Origin of the sequence: Microbulbifer sp. ARAS458-1 (assembly GCF_045348205.1) — a bacterium.
GTDB lineage: Bacteria > Pseudomonadota > Gammaproteobacteria > Pseudomonadales > Cellvibrionaceae > Microbulbifer.
This window is the reverse complement of the sequence record NZ_CP155838.1, coordinates 3111855-3127907: the sequence shown is the minus strand read 5'-3', so window position 1 is coordinate 3127907 and position 16053 is coordinate 3111855. Positions and strand designations below refer to the sequence as shown.

Below are 16053 nucleotides of genomic sequence, written 5' to 3'. Positions count from 1 at the left end.
AGCCCGGTATCAGTCGAGTGGGCGTTCCAGGGCAAAGCGCGCGATCGTCTCGCCGTCTTTCTCGATGGTTTCCATAAACATGGTGAGGGGACGTGCCCACACACCGAACTCATCATACAGAGCGCGGTAGATCGCCAGTTGTTCCCCGGTCTCGCTGTGGGTGGCAATTTCCATCAGGTGATACAGGTTGCCTTTGTAGTGCCGGTAGATACCTTTTTGTGGGGCTTGCATAGAACTCACGTGGTTTAGTCCATATGAAAAGGAGAGAGCTGAATCTGGGTAATACGCTGTCCGTGCAGCACGGCAATGCCACTGTAGCGGCGTTCGCCGGTAGAGGTGAATTCAAATTCGTATTGCCGCTGCAGCCGCACATGACCGCGCCGGTCGCGCTTCAGGCGGGTGCGGTTCAGCATCACCGTATCGTCCAGCAACTGCACACCGGTTTTTGCACAGTGATCTTTTACGATGCGCCGCACCCGATCCTTGGCCGCCATACCGGCCCAGAAATACCAGGCGGGCAGTGCCAGGAGAGAAATCCAGAAGAGGTCGCCGAGCGAGTAATACATAAGCGTTGCAGTTGCTATCATCAAACCGCGCAAGAATACCACCACAGGAGGAAACATGTCTGGCACGATTCTCATCACTGGCTGCAACCGCGGCATCGGACTGGAAATGGCCCGCCAATTTGCCGCGGATGGTTGGAAAGTGATCGCTACCTGCCGCAACCCCTCCGCCGCCTGGGAATTGAGCGAGCTGGCGGAGTCCCATGAAAATCTGCAGGTACACGGGCTGGACGTGACCGATTATCAGCAGCTCGAGGAACTCGCGCACAGTTTAGATGAGCTTCCGCTGGATGTACTGGTCAGCAACGCGGGCTATTACGGCCCGAAAGGGGTGACCTTTGGCAGTGTGGATGTGGAAGAGTGGCGCAAGGTGCTGGAGGTCAACACCATCGCACCCTACAAACTGGTGGAAGCATTTGCTCCCCACCTGGCCGCCGGCAAGCGCAAAGTGATCGGTGTGCTGAGCAGCAAGGTAGGCAGTATCGATGACAATGGTTCCGGCGGTGGTTACCTGTACCGCTCATCCAAAACGGCGGTCAATCAGGTTGTTAAAAGCCTGTCCATCGACCTGGCGGAACAGGGCATCCGGGTGCTCGCGTTGCACCCCGGTTGGGTGCAAACGGAAATGGGTGGTCCCAACGCATTGATTTCCACTCAGCAAAGCGTGCAAGGACTGAAGCATCTACTGCTGAACGCGACACCGGAAGACAGCGGCTGTTTCTTCAATTACGACGGTTCGGAAATTCCCTGGTAAATCACGGTTTCTGTTACGGCAGCGGAATCAGATCCAGATGCTGGGCGATCTGCCCCAGCGACATCAATATGCACATGGTGATCACCAGGGGGCGAATCAGGCGGGTACCGCCGGCGAGCATGGTGTGACTGCCGATAAAGGCACCCAGCATCTGTCCGACCATCATGGCACCGCCAATGGTCCAGATCACCTTGCCACCGGCGGCAAACAGCGCGAGGGAAACCATGTTGGTGGTGAGGTTGAACAGCTTTGCGCGGATAGTGGCGGTGAGCAGGGTCTGCCCGCGAAATGCGACCCCGGAGGCGGCGAAGAAGGTGCCGGTTCCCGGACCAAAGGCCCCGTCGTACACTCCCACTGCAGGGACACAGGTCAGCGCCCACTGTTTTTCACTCATTTTCCCCTCGCGCTCGCTATTGCCCATGTTGGGAGTGAACCACACGTACAGCGCGACGCTCAGCAGCAACAGGGGGATAACCCAGTTGAGCCAGCTGGTATCCACCCGCTGAATCAGCCAGGCACCCACGCCCGCGCCAATCCCGGCGGTAATTATGGGGAAGATCAATGAGCGCTCGCGTAAGTGCCCCTTGGAATACAGGGTGGCGGTAGCGGTAAAGGTTCCCAGAATGGCCTGGCTCTTGTTGGTGGCCAGAGCGGCCACCGGCGGTACGCCGGCGAGTAGTAAGGCGGGTACCGTCAGCAGTCCGCCGCCGCCGGCCAGGGTATCCACCCAGCCAGCCAGCATGGCTACGACAAACAGGATCAACAGCAGGGGCAGGGTGATTTCCATCGGGTACTTCTTGGGTAAGTCGGGTTAGGGGGTTTCGGAAGGCGAGTTCAGCGTTTGCGTCGGCAGACTGAGTGCACCGGCGATCAGCGCCTCTTTGCGTGCCTTGCTCCATTTTTTAATCTGCAGCTCCAGTTTGAGCGCTTCGGAATGGCTGTCGACACCCTGCTGGAATTCCAGGGTCAGAGGGCCGCGCCCACGCAGTGCCTTTGCCGCTTTTGGGCCACTACTGTTGTGTTCTTCGAAGCGCCGCGCCACATCCCGGGTAATGCCGGTGTAGAGCGACCCTTTGTTGGTGCGAATCAGGTAAATAAACCAGTCGGACAAAACACTACCGTCGATAAAAAGCTATTAAAACAGACTCTGCTGATCCCCGGACTGGGGTGGCAGGGTGAACTGGCTGCAGTCCAGGTCCAGCTTGCGTGCATTCAGCCCCAGTTTGCGACAGGTTATCCGAAATCGCTGCTGCAGTAACTGGGCAAATACGCCGGTACCGCGCTGGCGCTGGCCAAATTCCGTCTGGTTGTCCTTACCGCCGCGGCTCTGTTGCACCAGGCTCATCACATGCTGCGCGCGCTCCGGATAGTGTTCCGCTAGCCACTGGCGGAACAGCGGCGCCACCTCGTAGGGCAGCCGCAGCAGAATATAGGCGGCGTGGATGGCACCTGCCCCGTGGGCTTGAGTGAGTATCTGCTCCAGTTCCGAATCGTTGAGGGCGGGAATCATCGGCGCGGCCATCACAGCGGCGGGAATGCCGGCATTGGCCAGCGCTTCAATGGTGCGCAGGCGCGCCGCCGGTCCCGCGGTGCGCGGCTCCAGCCTGCGTTTCAGTTCGTGGTCCAGTGTGGTTACGCTGATGCCCACGTGCACCAGATTGTCCCGGGCCATTTCCGCCAGTATTGGCAGGTCACGCAGGATCAGCTGGCTCTTGGTGACGAGGGTGACCGGGTGGCGATAGCGCTGCAGGGTTTCCAGTATCCGGCGGGTGATCTGTTTGTCTTTCTCGAGCGGCTGGTAGGGGTCGGTATTGGTACCCATGGCGATGGGGCTGCACCGGTAGCTCTTTTTGCGCAGCGCCGATTCCAGCAGTTCCACCGCATTGGGCTTGTAGAACAGCCGCGTTTCAAAATCGAGCCCGGGCGACAGGTCCATATAAGCGTGTGCCGGACGGGCGTAGCAATAAACACAGCCATGCTCACAGCCCCGGTAGGCGTTGATCGACTGGGTGAAGGGAATATCCGGTGAGTTATTGGTGGCGATGATCGATTTCGCCTTCTCCTCAATCGCTACCGTCTCGATCCGCTCCTGAGGTTCCAGCAGGGTCTCCCAGCCGTCACTCTCGCGGCTGCTAACCTGATCTACAAAGCGTCCCGCCAGGTTACTGATGGCTCCGCGGCCCTTGAGGGATTGGGTGGGGTTGTCGGGAGCGTCGTTGGCCACGGTGGGTATTCGGTGCTTGGCTGTATGTTTGTACAGTTTATTGCCAGGCCGCAGACGGTGCAAGCGCGTTCCCCAGCACTTACAATGACCGATCAGTACGCGCTAAAAACCAGCCATCAGGAACTAGGGAATGGATCTTCAATCTGTCGCCGCTATTTATGCGTTTGCGGTCAAGGTGCTCCAGATATTCGCCATGCTGTTTGCTTTCGGGCTGGTGGTGCTGGTGCTGTATGTGGTGTATCTGTATCTGTCGGATATCAGCCAGAGCAAACAGGCGATCCGCCGCAATTTTCCGGTACTGGGGCGTTTCCGCTATCAGTTCGAGCACCTGGGCGAGTTCTTCCGCCAGTATTTCTTTGCCCTCGACCGGGAGGAGATGCCGTTCAATCGCGCCCAGCGCAGCTGGGTGTATCGGGCAGCGAAGAATGTGGATTCCACCCTGGCCTTTGGTTCCACCCGCCCCCTGAATCAGCCCGGCGATATTGTCTTTCTCAATCATCCGTTTCCCACTCTGGCCAAGGATGCGGTACCAGCGCGGGAGGTCACTCTGGGGGAGGGTGTTGCGCGCAGACCCTATACCACCCGCTCGATTTTCAATATTTCTGGAATGAGCTTCGGCGCCCTGTCGGTACCGGCGGTGACTGCGCTTTCCAAAGGCGCGGCGAAAGCCGGTATCTGGCTGAACACCGGGGAAGGAGGCCTGTCTTCCCATCATCTGGCCGGTGGTTGTGACATCGTGTTTCAGATTGGCACAGCCAAATACGGCGTACGCGATGCCGAGGGCAATCTGTCCGATGCAAAGCTGCGCGAGGTTGCCGGGCACGAGCAGGTGAAAATGTTCGAGCTGAAACTCTCGCAAGGGGCAAAACCCGGTAAGGGCGGTATCCTGCCGGGGGTGAAGGTGACACCGGAGATTGCCCATGTGCGCGGCATACCGGTGGGAGAAGATTCAATCAGCCCCAACGGCCACCCGGAAATCAAGGACGTCGAGGGGCTGCTGGATATGCTCAATCATATTCGCGAAGTCACCGGCAAGCCCACCGGGTTCAAATGTGTGATCGGCAATAGCGACTGGCTGCACGAACTGTGTGAGGCCATTTTGCGCCGCGGCGCCGAGAGCGCGCCGGACTTCATCACCATCGACAGTGCCGATGGCGGCAGCGGTGCCGCGCCGCAGAGCCTGATGGATTACATGGGTCTGCCATTGAATCGCAGCCTGCCCCTGGTGGTGGATCTGATTGCCGAATACGGTCTGCGCGACCGCATTAAAATCATTTGTGCGGGCAAACTGCTCACTCCGTCGATGGTGGCCTGGGCGCTCGCCATGGGGGCCGACTTCGTCAACTGCGCGCGGGGATTTATGTTCGCCCTCGGCTGTATTCAGGCCATGCAGTGCAACAAAAACACCTGCCCGACCGGCGTCACTACACACAACCCGGATTTACAGCAGGGGCTGGACCCCATGGACAAAGCGGAGCGTGTCTATCACTACGCGCACAATATGGAATACGAGGTGGGAACCATCGCGCACTCCTGTGGCGTACCGGAACCGCGCCAGTTGCGTCGCGCACACGTTGAGGTCATCAACGAACGCGGTGTGCCGGTACCGCTGACCACCCTGGCGCCGGAAGGTAGGCCCAAGGCGGTGATCGCCAGCGATCGCGATCAGATCTGAGCCGCGTTACGCTCTACATAGGCACAACATACATACGCACAACAGAGAGACCGCGAGCATGGAAGGCGTCACCACACTGGTTGGGCAGGGGCTGTATATGGCGGTGGCCGCAGTGGTCGGTCTCGGTATCGCCCGTGTTCTGAAGCGCGATAACACCCTTGGTTGTCTGATCGCAGGCGTGCTGGCCGGGATGCTGTTACCGGTATTCGACTACGACACCGGGCTGCGCGCGGAAAACCTGCATCAGCTGGTATTTTTCGTCATCCTGCCGGTACTGATTTTTCAGTCCGCGTGGAAGATTGATCCGGATATCCTCTTTCGCTGGCTGGGGCCGGTACTGCTGCTGGCGACCCTCGGCGTGTTGATCTGTTGTCTGATTACGGCGCTGCTTGTCTTCTACGGTATTCACCATCCTACTGGTTTTCCCTGGCTGGCCGCGTTTCTCACTGGCGCCATACTGGCCGCCACCGATCCGGTGGCGGTGGTGGCGCGTTTGCGCCAGAGTCGCGCAAATGAAGAGTTATTAACCCTGGTGGAAGGGGAAAGCCTGTTTAACGATGCGGTCGCAATTGTGCTGTTTGCTTTTGCACTGGGTATTGCCAGCCACAGTGCTATGGAGGGCAGTGTAGCTACCGGCGAGGCGATCAGTGGTGTGGGTGGTTTTGCGCTGTATTTTGCGGCGGTATTTTTTGGTGGCCTTGCGGTGGGCACCATCTGTGGGCTGGTTACCGCTATCGTGATTCTGTTTCTCGGCTCGGCGGGCGCTGCGCTAATGGTTCTGGTGCTGGCGGCCTTCGGCAGCTTTTATCTGGCGGAGCACGTGGTCGGGGTCTCAGGAATCCTGTCGGTCATGATCTGCGCCATTGTGGCTCGCGCCTGTCTGCGCGAGCAGCAGGAAACCTACCTGGCCCATGCGGCACCGACCTGGGAGTGGCTGGGGTTATTTTTCAATGCGTTGATCTTCGTGATCATGGGGCTGGTGATCACCTTCGAGATGTTCACCCATCAATGGCTGGCGATGATTATTGCGATTGTTGCTGCAATCGGAGCGCGGGCACTGGCGGTGTTTCTGGTGGCGCCCTTTGCGCGTTTTGTGGGGCCGCCGATTCCAAACAGCTGGCGTTTGATTTTGAGCTGGGGCGGTTTGCGGGGTGTAATAGCGGTGGCGCTGGTGCTATCACTGCCCACGGAACTGCCGTACTGGTGGACGGTGCAGTCGATGGTATTTGGCGTGGTGTTGTTTTCGTTACTGATACAGGGGACAACCAGTACGCGATTGATCAATAAACTGGGGCTTTGAATACGGGCAGCGATATCGCTGCCCGTAGGTGGTCAGGTAGATAGCCAGGGCATTTAGGACGCCCAATTCAGAATAACCTTGCCTGATTCCCCGGAACCCATGGTGTCAAAACCCTGCTGGAATTCGTCCACGGAAAATTGGTGGGTGATGATAGGGGAGAGGTCGAGGCCGGATTGGATCAGGCTGGCCATTTTGTACCAGGTCTCGAACATTTCCCGTCCGTAGATACCCTTGAGAATCAGGCCTTTAAAGATCACCTGACTCCAGTCGATGGCCATTTCGCCCGGGGGAATCCCCAGCATGGCAATCTTGCCGCCGTGGTTCATGGCGGAGAGCATATCGCGGAAGGCGACGGCGACGCCGGACATTTCCAGGCCCACGTCAAAGCCTTCGGTCATGCCGATGTCTTTCATTACATCCGACAGTTTTTCCCTGCTGACATTGACGGTGCGCGTCGCGCCCATTTTCTTTGCCAGTTCCAGACGGTAGTCGTTGATATCGGTAATCACCACATGGCGTGCACCGACGTGGCGGGCGACGGCCGCGGCCATGATCCCGATGGGGCCGGCACCGGTAATCAGAACGTCTTCACCGACGAGATCAAACGACAGTGCCGTGTGCACCGCATTGCCAAACGGATCGAAGATGGAGGCGAGCTCATCGGAAATATTGTCCGGAATCTTGAAGGCGTTGAGAGCCGGGATTACCAGGTATTCCGCAAACGCGCCCTGGCGGTCTACGCCCACACCGTAGGTATTGCGGCACAGGTGGCGGCGGCCGGCGCGGCAGTTGCGGCAGTGGCCACAGGTGATATGGCCTTCGCCACTCACTCTGTCACCGATCTTGAAACCGGCGACTTCCTGGCCCATGCCAACAACTTCACCCACATACTCGTGGCCCACCACCATGGGGACGGGAATGGTTTTCTGCGACCATTCGTCCCAGTGGTAAATGTGCATGTCGGTGCCGCAGATCGCGGTTTTACGGATCTTGATCAGCAGGTCGTTGTGGCCCGGTTCCGGTACCTCAACGTCGGTCATCCAGATGCCGGGTTCGGACTTTAATTTGGATAATGCTTTCATAAATACTGCTTAGATAATCTCGAGTTCTTTACCGACTTCAATAAATGCATCGATGCAGCGATCCAGCTGTTCGCGGGTGTGCGCGGCGGACATCTGGGTGCGGATGCGGGCCTGACCTTTGGGGACCACCGGGTAGAAGAAGCCCACCACGTAAATGCCTTTCTCCAGCATCTTGTCGGCCATTTTCTGTGCCAGGGCGGCGTCACCGATCATTACCGGAATAATCGCGTGGTCCGCACCGGCGAGGGTGAAGCCGGCGTCGGTCATGCGCTTGCGGAAGTACTGGGAGTTTTCCTGCAGCTGGTCGCGCAGTTCGCCACCTTCCACCAGCATGTCCAGCACCTTCAACGACGCGGTGACGATGGCGGGCGCGACGGAGTTGGAGAACAGGTAGGGGCGCGAGCGCTGGCGCAGCAGGTCGATGATTTCCTTGCGGCCGGAGGTGAATCCGCCGGAGGCGCCGCCGAGGGCTTTGCCGAGGGTGCCGGTGATGATGTCGACGCGCTCGACCACGTCGCAGTATTCGTGAGTACCGCGGCCGTGTTGGCCAAGGAAGCCGACGGCGTGGGAGTCGTCGACCATTACCAGTGCATTGTATTTGTCCGCCAGGTCGCAGATGCCTTTGAGGTTGGCGATGACGCCGTCCATGGAGAAGACGCCGTCGGTGGCGATCAGTTTGGTTTTGGCGCCGGCGGCGTCAGCGGCCTGCAGTTGCGCTTCGAGATCGGCCAGGTCGTTGTTGGCGTAGCGGAAGCGTTTGGCTTTACACAGGCGCACGCCGTCGATGATGGAGGCGTGGTTGAGGGCGTCGGAGATGATGGCATCGTCTGGGCCCAGTAATGTTTCGAAGAGGCCGCCGTTGGCGTCGAAACAGGAGGTGTAAAGGATGGTGTCTTCGGTCTGTAAAAATTCAGACAGCTGGAATTCCAGGGCTTTGTGGATGTCCTGGGTGCCGCAGATAAAGCGCACGGAGGCCATGCCGAAGCCGTACTGGTCGAGGCCTTCTTTGGCGGCTTCGATCAAGTCCGGGTGGTTGGCGAGCCCGAGGTAGTTGTTGGCGCAGAAGTTTAGGACCTGGTCTTCGTTATTGACCTGAATCTCGGCGCTCTGCTGCGAGGTAATGATGCGCTCGCGCTTGTAGAGGCCATCGGCCTCGATCTGTTTCAGTTCGTCGCGCAGGTGCTGGAAAAATTGCTCGGGCTTGGACATGGCGTTGTTATTGGCTCCTGTCAGTGCTTTTGGCAGTAGGACTATTTCAGGCGTCGGTGGTACCGCTTGTTCGCGATCTGTGGCGGCAGCGCTAGCGGGTATAGCCTTGTGAGACACGCCGTGAACCCATCCCTGGGGGCTCTGCAAAAACATCCTGTTTTTGAAGGTCTCACAAGGCTATACCCGCTATCGCAGCCTTATCGGCAACCCTATAGGTTATCAATCCAGTAAAGTGGAAAGAGTCTGTATATCCACTTTTTCAATCCGTGCCTAGTGTAGTGTCATCCCACCAGTTCACAGGCCTTGTGAGCCGTGACCGGTGCGTCGCTGGCGCGGCAGTGGGTAGCGAAGGCCAGCGCGTCTTCCGTAGTGTCGAACAGTAGTTGCCACAGCAGTTGCCGATCGCTGCGTTTGACTGCCCGGACGGCGGTTCGGGCGCGCTGGGGCGCGATCTGGATTTCGATAACGTCGGTGCTGGATAGCTGTAATTCGGACATGTTCCCTCCAAAAATTCTGGAGGGCTGACGGCGGAAGAGGCGATTCGTCAGTTAAAAAAATCGCATCCCGGTAGGATTGCAACGCTGTAACCAATGCGGTTCAGCGAGAGCCCCATCCTCTACACGGGCCGTACGCTGGTACGTTCCGTGACGAGAAACCACCTTGCCCCGGTAGGCAGGTTGGCGTTGGCGTCAGCCACTCTCTTGATGTCGGGGGCAAAGATAGCGATGGCGGAACAGCCAGTCAACAGCGCCGCCGCGGGCGACGGCGCGTCAGAGTTTTATGCCGGAAGTTGCACGGATTTCAGTTCAATAAACTCGTCCAGGCCGGCGGCGCCAAATTCGCGCCCATTGCCGGAACGCTTAACACCGCCGAATGGGGCGTCGTAATTGAACTCACCGCCGTTGACGAAGCACAGGCCGGCTTCGATACGGCGCACGACGGGCATTGCGGACTCTGCGTCTTTGGCCCAGACACCGCTGGAGAGGCCGTATTCGGTGTCGTTGGCGATGGCGATGGCTTCGTCCATATCCTTGTAGGGAATCATGCAGGTGACCGGACCGAAGATCTCTTCGCGGGCGATGGTCATGTCGTTGGTGACGTCGGCAAAGACGGTGGGCTTGACGTAGAAGCCTTTGGCGAAGCCTTCGGGAATTTCGCTGCCGCCGGCAACCAGGCGTGCGCCTTCGGCGATGCCTTTATCGATGTAGCCGCGCACGATGTCGCGCTGGCGGGCGGAGGAAAGGGGGCCCATAAAGTCGTCGGCACCGGTGCCCATGGCCACTTCTTCGGCCACGCGTTTGGCAATGTTCACCGCTTCTTCGTAGCGCTCGGCCGGTACCAGCATGCGGGTCAGTGCGGTGCAGGTTTGTCCGCTGTTGATGAACACGTCTTCACAGCCCCAGCGTACGGCGGCTTCGAGGTCGGCGTCGGGGGTGATGATAAACGGGGATTTACCGCCCAGCTCCTGGCACACACGTTTGACCGTGGGCGCCGCGGACTTGGCCACCTCGATACCGGCGCGGGTAGAGCCGGTGAAGGACACCATGTCGATGTCCACGTGGCTGGAAAGCGCCGCACCGACAATGGGGCCGGCGCCCGGTACCAGGTTGAATACACCGGCGGGGAGGCCGGCGGCGTCGATGATTTCCGCCATCACGTAATCCTGTAGCGGGGTCATCTCCGAGGGTTTCTGGATCATGGTGCAGCCGGCGGCGAGGGCGGGGGCGACCTTGCCGACAAACTGGTGCAACGGGTAATTCCACGGGGTGATAAATCCACACACGCCCACCGGTTCCCTGAGCACGACAGAGTGCCCGGCCTTTTCGGTTTCTTCCATCAGCGCGGCGCGGTCGGCGTAGTAGCGCATGGCGTAGATGGGGCCATCGATATGCAACCATTCAGTGATATGCGCGGGGCAACCGAGCGCCTGGGATACGGCGTCGATCAGGTCCTGCTTGTGCGCTTCCATACCGTCGGCAATAGTGTGCATCAGAGCCTGGCGTTTGGCAGCGCGGGTGTGGCGCCACTCTTTGAACGCCACCTTGGCAGCGGCTACGGCGTCGTCCACATCTTCCATGGAGCCCTGAATGACTTCGCACAGGGCTTCTTCGGTGGCAGGGTTGATCACCGGGTGCAGGCTGCCGCCTTTTGAATCGCGCCATTCACCGTTGATGTACAGTTTTTTCGTGGGCAGTTGACTGATTGTTGTCATGAATTAATTCCAAATTTCTCTGTGTTTCTTCTGTATGAGCTTGCCGCCATGGGAACCGCTACAGAGCTCTGACTATTTCGCCTGCCGGCAGGCTCCTGCAGCGCATTCATTCAGGGCGCAGTAATTTCAATCAGGGTCGGGCCCTGGCGGCCGAAGGCTTGTGCCACCGCTTCGCCCAGTTGCTCCGGTTGCTCGATGCGACAGCCCTCGGCACCGAAGGCGCGGGCGAGTGCGACAAAGTCTGGCGCGTGCAGATTGACACCTTCCTGCTCCACCGCCGCCTCGTCCATGAAATCGCGAATCTCGCCGTAGCCGCTGTTGTTCCAAACCAGTATTGGCAGCGCGAGCTTCTGCTCCACAGCGGCGGCCAGTTCACCCAGGGTAAACATGATGCCGCCATCGCCAATCAGGCCGATTACCGGGCGCCGGCTCGCCAGTGCGGCGCCGATGGCGGCGGGCAGGGCGAAGCCCAGGGTGCCGTAGCCGGTGGTGCAGGTAATGTGGCTGCGCGCATGAAACAGACGTAATGCATGGTTGGTGTTGTAGGCCAGCTGGGTGGAGTCTGTCACGAGGATGCCGTCATCCGGCAGCGCGTCGCGCAGAGCCTGCACCCAGGGGTAGCGATCTTCGGAACCCGGCCACCATTCGCTGCGGCATTCGCGCAGCAATTGCGCGACTTCGTCGGCGGCATGTTTCGCTTGCGCAGTTCTGTCGACCGCAGCCATTGCATCGACCAGCTGTTGCAGGGCGGCTTTGGCATCGGCACAGATTGCCAGGTCCGGATTGGCGTTACAGACCAGTTGCGCCGGGTCCAGATCTACGCGAATCAGCTTGCCTTTAAAATGATAATTGTCACGCACCAGGTTGCGGTCGGTTTCTGCCAGTTCCGTCGCCACTGCCAGTACCACGTCCGCGTTTTCAATCCGCTCGCGCACATTGGAAAAGCTCAGGTTGGCGCCGCCGCACAGCGGGTGGCGTTCGTCGACGATGCCTTTTGCGGCGAGGGATTCAAATACCGGTGCGGCAATTTTTTCCGCCAGCGCGGTGGCCTCTGCGCCAGCCTGCTGCGCGCCGCCCCCCAGCAGAATCACCGGCCGCTCCGCTTTTGCTAACAGTTTCGCCGCGCGGTCAATGGTGTCTGCCGGTGCGGCAGGCAGGGCGGTGGGCGCCACTGCCCGATAGTCCGCTATCCCGTGGGACATGGCCGCGGGAAAAAGATCGATGGGAATTTCGATATGCACGGGACCCGGCCGCGGCGCGTGCATCACCTGGAAGGCGCGGGCCAGGGTTTCCGGCAGTTGCTCGGCACTGGTCAGGGCGTGTTGCCACACGCAGAAACCGCGGGTGACATCCTGTTGCCGCGGCAGTTCGTGCAGGCGACCGCGACCACTGCCGAGATCTTCACGGCGGTTGACCGCACTGATCACCAGCATCGGAATAGAGTCGGAATAGGCCTGGGCCATGGCCGTAGCGGCATTGGTTACACCGGGTCCGGTGATCAGAAAACACACACCGGGTTTGCCGCTGGCACGGGCGTAGCCATCCGCCATAAACGCTGCACCCTGTTCATGGCGCGGCGTGATGTGGGTCAGGCCGCTGCCCGGTAGACCGCGGTACAGTTCGATAGTGTGTACCCCGGGGATGCCAAATACGGTATCCACACCGTAACCTTTTAACAGGTGCATCAGTACCTGTGCGCAGCTTGGTGCTCCGGTATTCTGTGGGGTTTGAGAAGTTGCGGAAGACATGCCTTGTTCCTGCCTGTTCTTTCTTGTGTTGGCTTGCCTGCGCAAGCGGGTATGCAACGGAGCCTAGTCTTGCGCCGCGGGGGCTGCAAGCGTCCGCAGAGTCTGCATCCCTGCGGGATTAAACGCAGGAAAATTGAGATAGGGCTGCCTTGGCGGCAGGATATTTGTGAATCCTGCCGGGGTTGCAGGTTGGGGGTGAGATAGTGTCCTCGCAGGGCGGCTCGTCAAATAGTGCCTGGCGCCTGAAATATGGTTCAATGGCGCACAACGATAAAAACATTTCAGCCGGTTTTATGTTCAGGGGGAACAATGGCCATTGTCGGGATTGATCTGGGTACGACCAACAGTGCATGCGGAATTTTGACGGATGAGGCTGTCACCCTGATCCCGAACCGGTTGGGGGAATTACTTACGCCCTCGGTAGTGGGGCTGGATGACGCTGGCGAGCTGGTAGTCGGGCGCACGGCAAAGGAGCGCCTGATCAATCACAGTGATCGTACCGTCGCCGCATTCAAGCGCCTCATGGGCACCGATCACAAGGTCAAGCTGGGACGTCAGTTGTACAGCGCCACGGAGCTTTCTGCGCTGGTATTGCGCTCTCTGAAAGAAGACGCCGAAGCGCATCTGGGCGAGCCGGTTAGCGAAGCGGTAATCAGCGTGCCTGCCTATTTCAACGACAACCAGCGTCACGCCACCAAGCTGGCGGGCGAGCTGGCCGGGCTCAAGGTTGAGCGCCTTATCAACGAACCCACCGCTGCAGCCGTGGCCTACGGACTGCATGACAAACGCGAAGGAAACTTCCTGATTCTCGATATGGGGGGCGGCACCTTTGATGTGTCTATCCTCGAGTTTTTTGACGGCATTATGGAAGTGCATGCCAGCGCCGGTGACAATTTTCTCGGCGGTGAGGATTTTGTCGAGGCGATGATCGACAGCGTGCTGAAAGAGCTCGACCTGGAGAAGTCTGCACTGACTGCCCGGCAGCAGCAGAATCTGTATATGCAGATGGAGAGCGTCAAGCGCCGGATTGGCCAGCAGGCCTCCCAACCCCTGGAGCTGGACCTGGGCAAACAAAAATTCCAGTGGGCCGCTACCAGTGAATGGTTTGAAAAAGTGGCGACTCCGCTATTACTGCGCGCCAAACGTCCGATCGAGCGCGCCATGCGCGACGCGGACATGCCGCCGCAATCTATCGATGAAGTGGTACTGGTGGGGGGCTCCACCCGCATGGCCCTGTTCCGCTCCATGGTGGGGCGTATGTTCGGGCGCCTGCCGTCCTGCCATCTGGATCCGGACACCGTGGTTGCCATCGGCGCGGCGATTCAGGGTGGACTGAAATCCCGCAATGCTGCGCTGGACGATATCGTGCTTACCGACGTCTGCCCCTACACCCTGGGCACCGGCATTGTGAATGAAGACAGCCCGGATCAGGGCAGTTACTTCCTGCCAATTATCGAACGCAATACGGTAGTGCCGGTCAGCGTGGTGCGGCAGGTGTGCACGGCCAGCGACAACCAGACCGAACTGCGTATCGATGTCTACCAGGGGGAAAACCGCCTGGTAAAGAAAAACGTATTTCTTGGTGAGATGAGTGTGCCGGTGCCCAAAGGGCCGCGGGGCAAAGAGGCGGTGGATATTCGCTACAGCTACGATATGAACGGCTTGCTGGAAGTGGATGTCACTGTGGTCTCCACCGGAAACACCTACAACAAGCTGATTGAATTTACTCCCGGTGCACTGGATGACAAAGCGAAAGCGGCGGCACTGGAAAAACTGGCTGCTCTGAAATTCCACCCGCGGGAGGACGAAGTCAACCGCGCACTGATTGCCCGCGGAGAGCGTCTGTACGAAGCCAGTCTCGGTCCGCAGCGGGATGCCATTTCCCATGCACTGGGGGAATTCGACCGGGTGCTGAACGGACAAAACCCGGCGGAAATCAAAAAAGCGCAGGCGGGGCTGCAGGCGTTTCTCGACCGCTTCGACGGCGAGGACTGGATCTGATGAACCCCTGGGCACACCTTGGCATCGAGCCCTGTGATGACCCCCGTGCGGTCAAGCGAGCCTATGCGGCCAAGCTGAAGCTCAACCGTCCCGACGAAAAACCGGAAGAATTTCAACAGCTGCTCAGTGCGTACAAAATGGCACTGAAGCTGGCTCAGGCTCAGGCCCGGCGCAGTGCGCCGGTGGCCGAGGAGCTTACAGAGGTCCTTATCGAGGAGCCTGCCGGGGCAGCGACGGAATCTGTTGTCGAGCCGGCTCGGGAAGCGGTACCACCGCTGATCGAGTCGTCTCCGCAGGTATCTCCGGTAGAGCAGTCCGCTCCATTGGAACCGGAAGAGGCTGGGGTAGAGATCGGGTCTGAAGCGGAAGAGGACGCGGCCCGGCAATTGCGCATCGAAGAATACCGCCGTGTGCTTGTTCTGGTGGAGCAGGTGCTTGAAGACCCCCTGCGTATTCACCGTGAGGAGCGCTGGCACTTCCTCGCTGAATCCCGCTATATGCTGGAAGAAGAGTACAACTGGAATCTCGGGCTGGCGGTGTTTGAGCGTTTTGCGCGCTTCAATCAGGATGCCGCAAAGCACGGGGGCAAACACAATACCCATATCACCGGGAATGTACTGGCTTACTGTGATCAGTTATTTGGCTGGTCTGGCAATGCGCCGGCCTATTACCAGCAGTTTGACGAAGCGCTCGCGGATACCCTGTTTGATGCCATGCAGCCGATTGACACAGAGCGTGACCCAACGACGGCAATCCGGGGTGGTAGCAAGCTGGTTCGCGAGAAGCCCAAGGTGGCCGAAGAGCAGCTGGGCCAATACTTTTTTGGTTCACTGCTGGGGCGCTCCGTTGCCGTGTTACTGGACATGATGCTGGTGCACCTGATGATGGGGGTCATGGCTACGGCAATCATCATGAAAGTCTCCGGCCGGGCGGAGTCCGATGCGACCGTCCTCGGTATCGTTGTGACCGGTGGACTCTATTTGGTGGGTTCTTGGCTGTGCGAGTGCTCCCGATGGCAGACCACACCGGGGAAATGGGTGATGGGGTACAAGGTCACCAACAAAAATTTTCAACGGCTGGGGTACGGGCGCGGTCTTTGGCGCACTCTCAGCTTCACTCTCACCCTGGTTACCTACAAGATTGGCTGGTTTATCAATTGTTTCCTCGGCGGCAACCTGATGCACGACCGCCTCAGCGGCACGCACGTGATCAATTATCGAAAAAGCCGTGAGGAACATCTGCGCCGGCAGAAGTAGCCCTCCGGTGTGGTATACAGATTGGGGAT

The 16053-nt window shown here is 59.1% G+C and carries 15 protein-coding genes and 1 riboswitch; of the genes, 5 read left to right on the top strand and 10 right to left on the bottom strand.

Annotated elements, in window-relative coordinates; genetic code table 11:
• Nucleotides 1-9: 9 nt before the first annotated feature.
• Together AAFH99_RS13050 and AAFH99_RS13045 are read right to left on the bottom strand one after the other, a co-directional pair.
• Nucleotides 10-231, bottom strand: a complete 222-nt coding sequence (locus AAFH99_RS13050) for a DUF1653 domain-containing protein (protein WP_043315557.1) — start codon at nt 229-231, stop codon at nt 10-12.
• A gap of 14 nt (nt 232-245) precedes the next feature.
• Nucleotides 246-566, bottom strand: coding sequence for a DUF3301 domain-containing protein (locus tag AAFH99_RS13045; protein WP_043315558.1), 321 nt, complete (start codon nt 564-566; stop codon nt 246-248).
• A 55-nt stretch (nt 567-621) separates the two neighbouring features.
• On the opposite strand from AAFH99_RS13045, the gene AAFH99_RS13040 reads away from it, so the two are divergent.
• Nucleotides 622-1317, top strand: a complete 696-nt coding sequence (locus AAFH99_RS13040) for an SDR family oxidoreductase (protein ID WP_406827933.1) — start codon at nt 622-624, stop codon at nt 1315-1317.
• 13 nt (nt 1318-1330) lie between these two features.
• On the opposite strand, the gene AAFH99_RS13035 is transcribed toward AAFH99_RS13040, so the two are convergent.
• From AAFH99_RS13035 to AAFH99_RS13025, 3 genes are read right to left on the bottom strand one after another with little or no spacing between them, the layout of a single operon-like run.
• Nucleotides 1331-2104 carry a TSUP family transporter gene (locus AAFH99_RS13035; RefSeq protein ID WP_406827932.1) on the bottom strand — a complete coding sequence of 258 codons (774 nt, stop codon included), beginning with the start codon at nt 2102-2104 and terminating at the stop codon, nt 1331-1333.
• Nucleotides 2105-2128: 24 nt separating this feature from the next.
• Nucleotides 2129-2428 carry a GIY-YIG nuclease family protein gene (locus AAFH99_RS13030; protein ID WP_406827931.1) on the bottom strand — a complete coding sequence of 100 codons (300 nt, stop codon included), beginning with the start codon at nt 2426-2428 and terminating at the stop codon, nt 2129-2131.
• Nucleotides 2429-2452: 24 nt separating this feature from the next.
• Complete coding sequence (locus tag AAFH99_RS13025; protein WP_406827930.1) at nt 2453-3541, bottom strand: PA0069 family radical SAM protein; 1089 nt, start codon at nt 3539-3541, stop codon at nt 2453-2455.
• A gap of 130 nt (nt 3542-3671) precedes the next feature.
• Between AAFH99_RS13025 and AAFH99_RS13020 the strand changes: the two genes are divergently transcribed.
• The gene (locus AAFH99_RS13020) at nt 3672-5216 is read left to right on the top strand and encodes an FMN-binding glutamate synthase family protein (RefSeq protein WP_406827929.1); all 1545 of its coding nucleotides are present in this window, start codon (nt 3672-3674) and stop codon (nt 5214-5216) included.
• Between the two features lie 58 nt (nt 5217-5274).
• Nucleotides 5275-6516 (top strand): sodium:proton antiporter, encoded by a 1242-nt coding sequence (locus AAFH99_RS13015; RefSeq protein WP_043315583.1) that lies wholly within the window; start codon nt 5275-5277, stop codon nt 6514-6516.
• A 53-nt stretch (nt 6517-6569) separates the two neighbouring features.
• Here the strand turns inward: AAFH99_RS13015 and tdh are convergent, their stop codons facing one another.
• From tdh to AAFH99_RS12990, 5 genes are all read right to left on the bottom strand, one after another.
• Nucleotides 6570-7598: an L-threonine 3-dehydrogenase gene (gene tdh / locus AAFH99_RS13010; RefSeq protein WP_043315585.1), complete on the bottom strand. Its 1029-nt coding sequence runs from the start codon at nt 7596-7598 to the stop codon at nt 6570-6572.
• Nucleotides 7599-7607: 9 nt separating this feature from the next.
• Nucleotides 7608-8807 carry a glycine C-acetyltransferase gene (locus AAFH99_RS13005; RefSeq protein ID WP_043315587.1) on the bottom strand — a complete coding sequence of 400 codons (1200 nt, stop codon included), beginning with the start codon at nt 8805-8807 and terminating at the stop codon, nt 7608-7610.
• Between the two features lie 281 nt (nt 8808-9088).
• A complete protein-coding gene (locus tag AAFH99_RS13000) occupies nt 9089-9304 on the bottom strand; it encodes a hypothetical protein (protein ID WP_043315589.1) in 216 nt (71 codons plus the stop codon).
• Nucleotides 9305-9366: 62 nt separating this feature from the next.
• Nucleotides 9367-9520, bottom strand: a riboswitch (SAM-I-IV-variant riboswitch).
• A gap of 65 nt (nt 9521-9585) precedes the next feature.
• On the bottom strand, nt 9586-11019 hold the full coding sequence (locus AAFH99_RS12995) for an aldehyde dehydrogenase family protein (protein WP_406827928.1): 1434 nt from the start codon (nt 11017-11019) through the stop codon (nt 9586-9588).
• Nucleotides 11020-11129: 110 nt separating this feature from the next.
• Nucleotides 11130-12767, bottom strand: a complete 1638-nt coding sequence (locus AAFH99_RS12990) for a 5-guanidino-2-oxopentanoate decarboxylase (RefSeq protein ID WP_406827927.1) — start codon at nt 12765-12767, stop codon at nt 11130-11132.
• Between the two features lie 309 nt (nt 12768-13076).
• Here AAFH99_RS12990 and AAFH99_RS12985 point away from each other — a divergent pair, with 309 nt between their 5' ends.
• Nucleotides 13077-14768, top strand: coding sequence for a molecular chaperone HscC (locus AAFH99_RS12985; protein WP_043315593.1), 1692 nt, complete (start codon nt 13077-13079; stop codon nt 14766-14768).
• Nucleotides 14768-16024 (top strand): RDD family protein, encoded by a 1257-nt coding sequence (locus AAFH99_RS12980; RefSeq protein WP_406827926.1) that lies wholly within the window; start codon nt 14768-14770, stop codon nt 16022-16024. The genes AAFH99_RS12985 and AAFH99_RS12980 overlap by 1 nt, the downstream gene beginning before the upstream one ends.
• Nucleotides 16025-16053 lie beyond the last annotated feature (29 nt).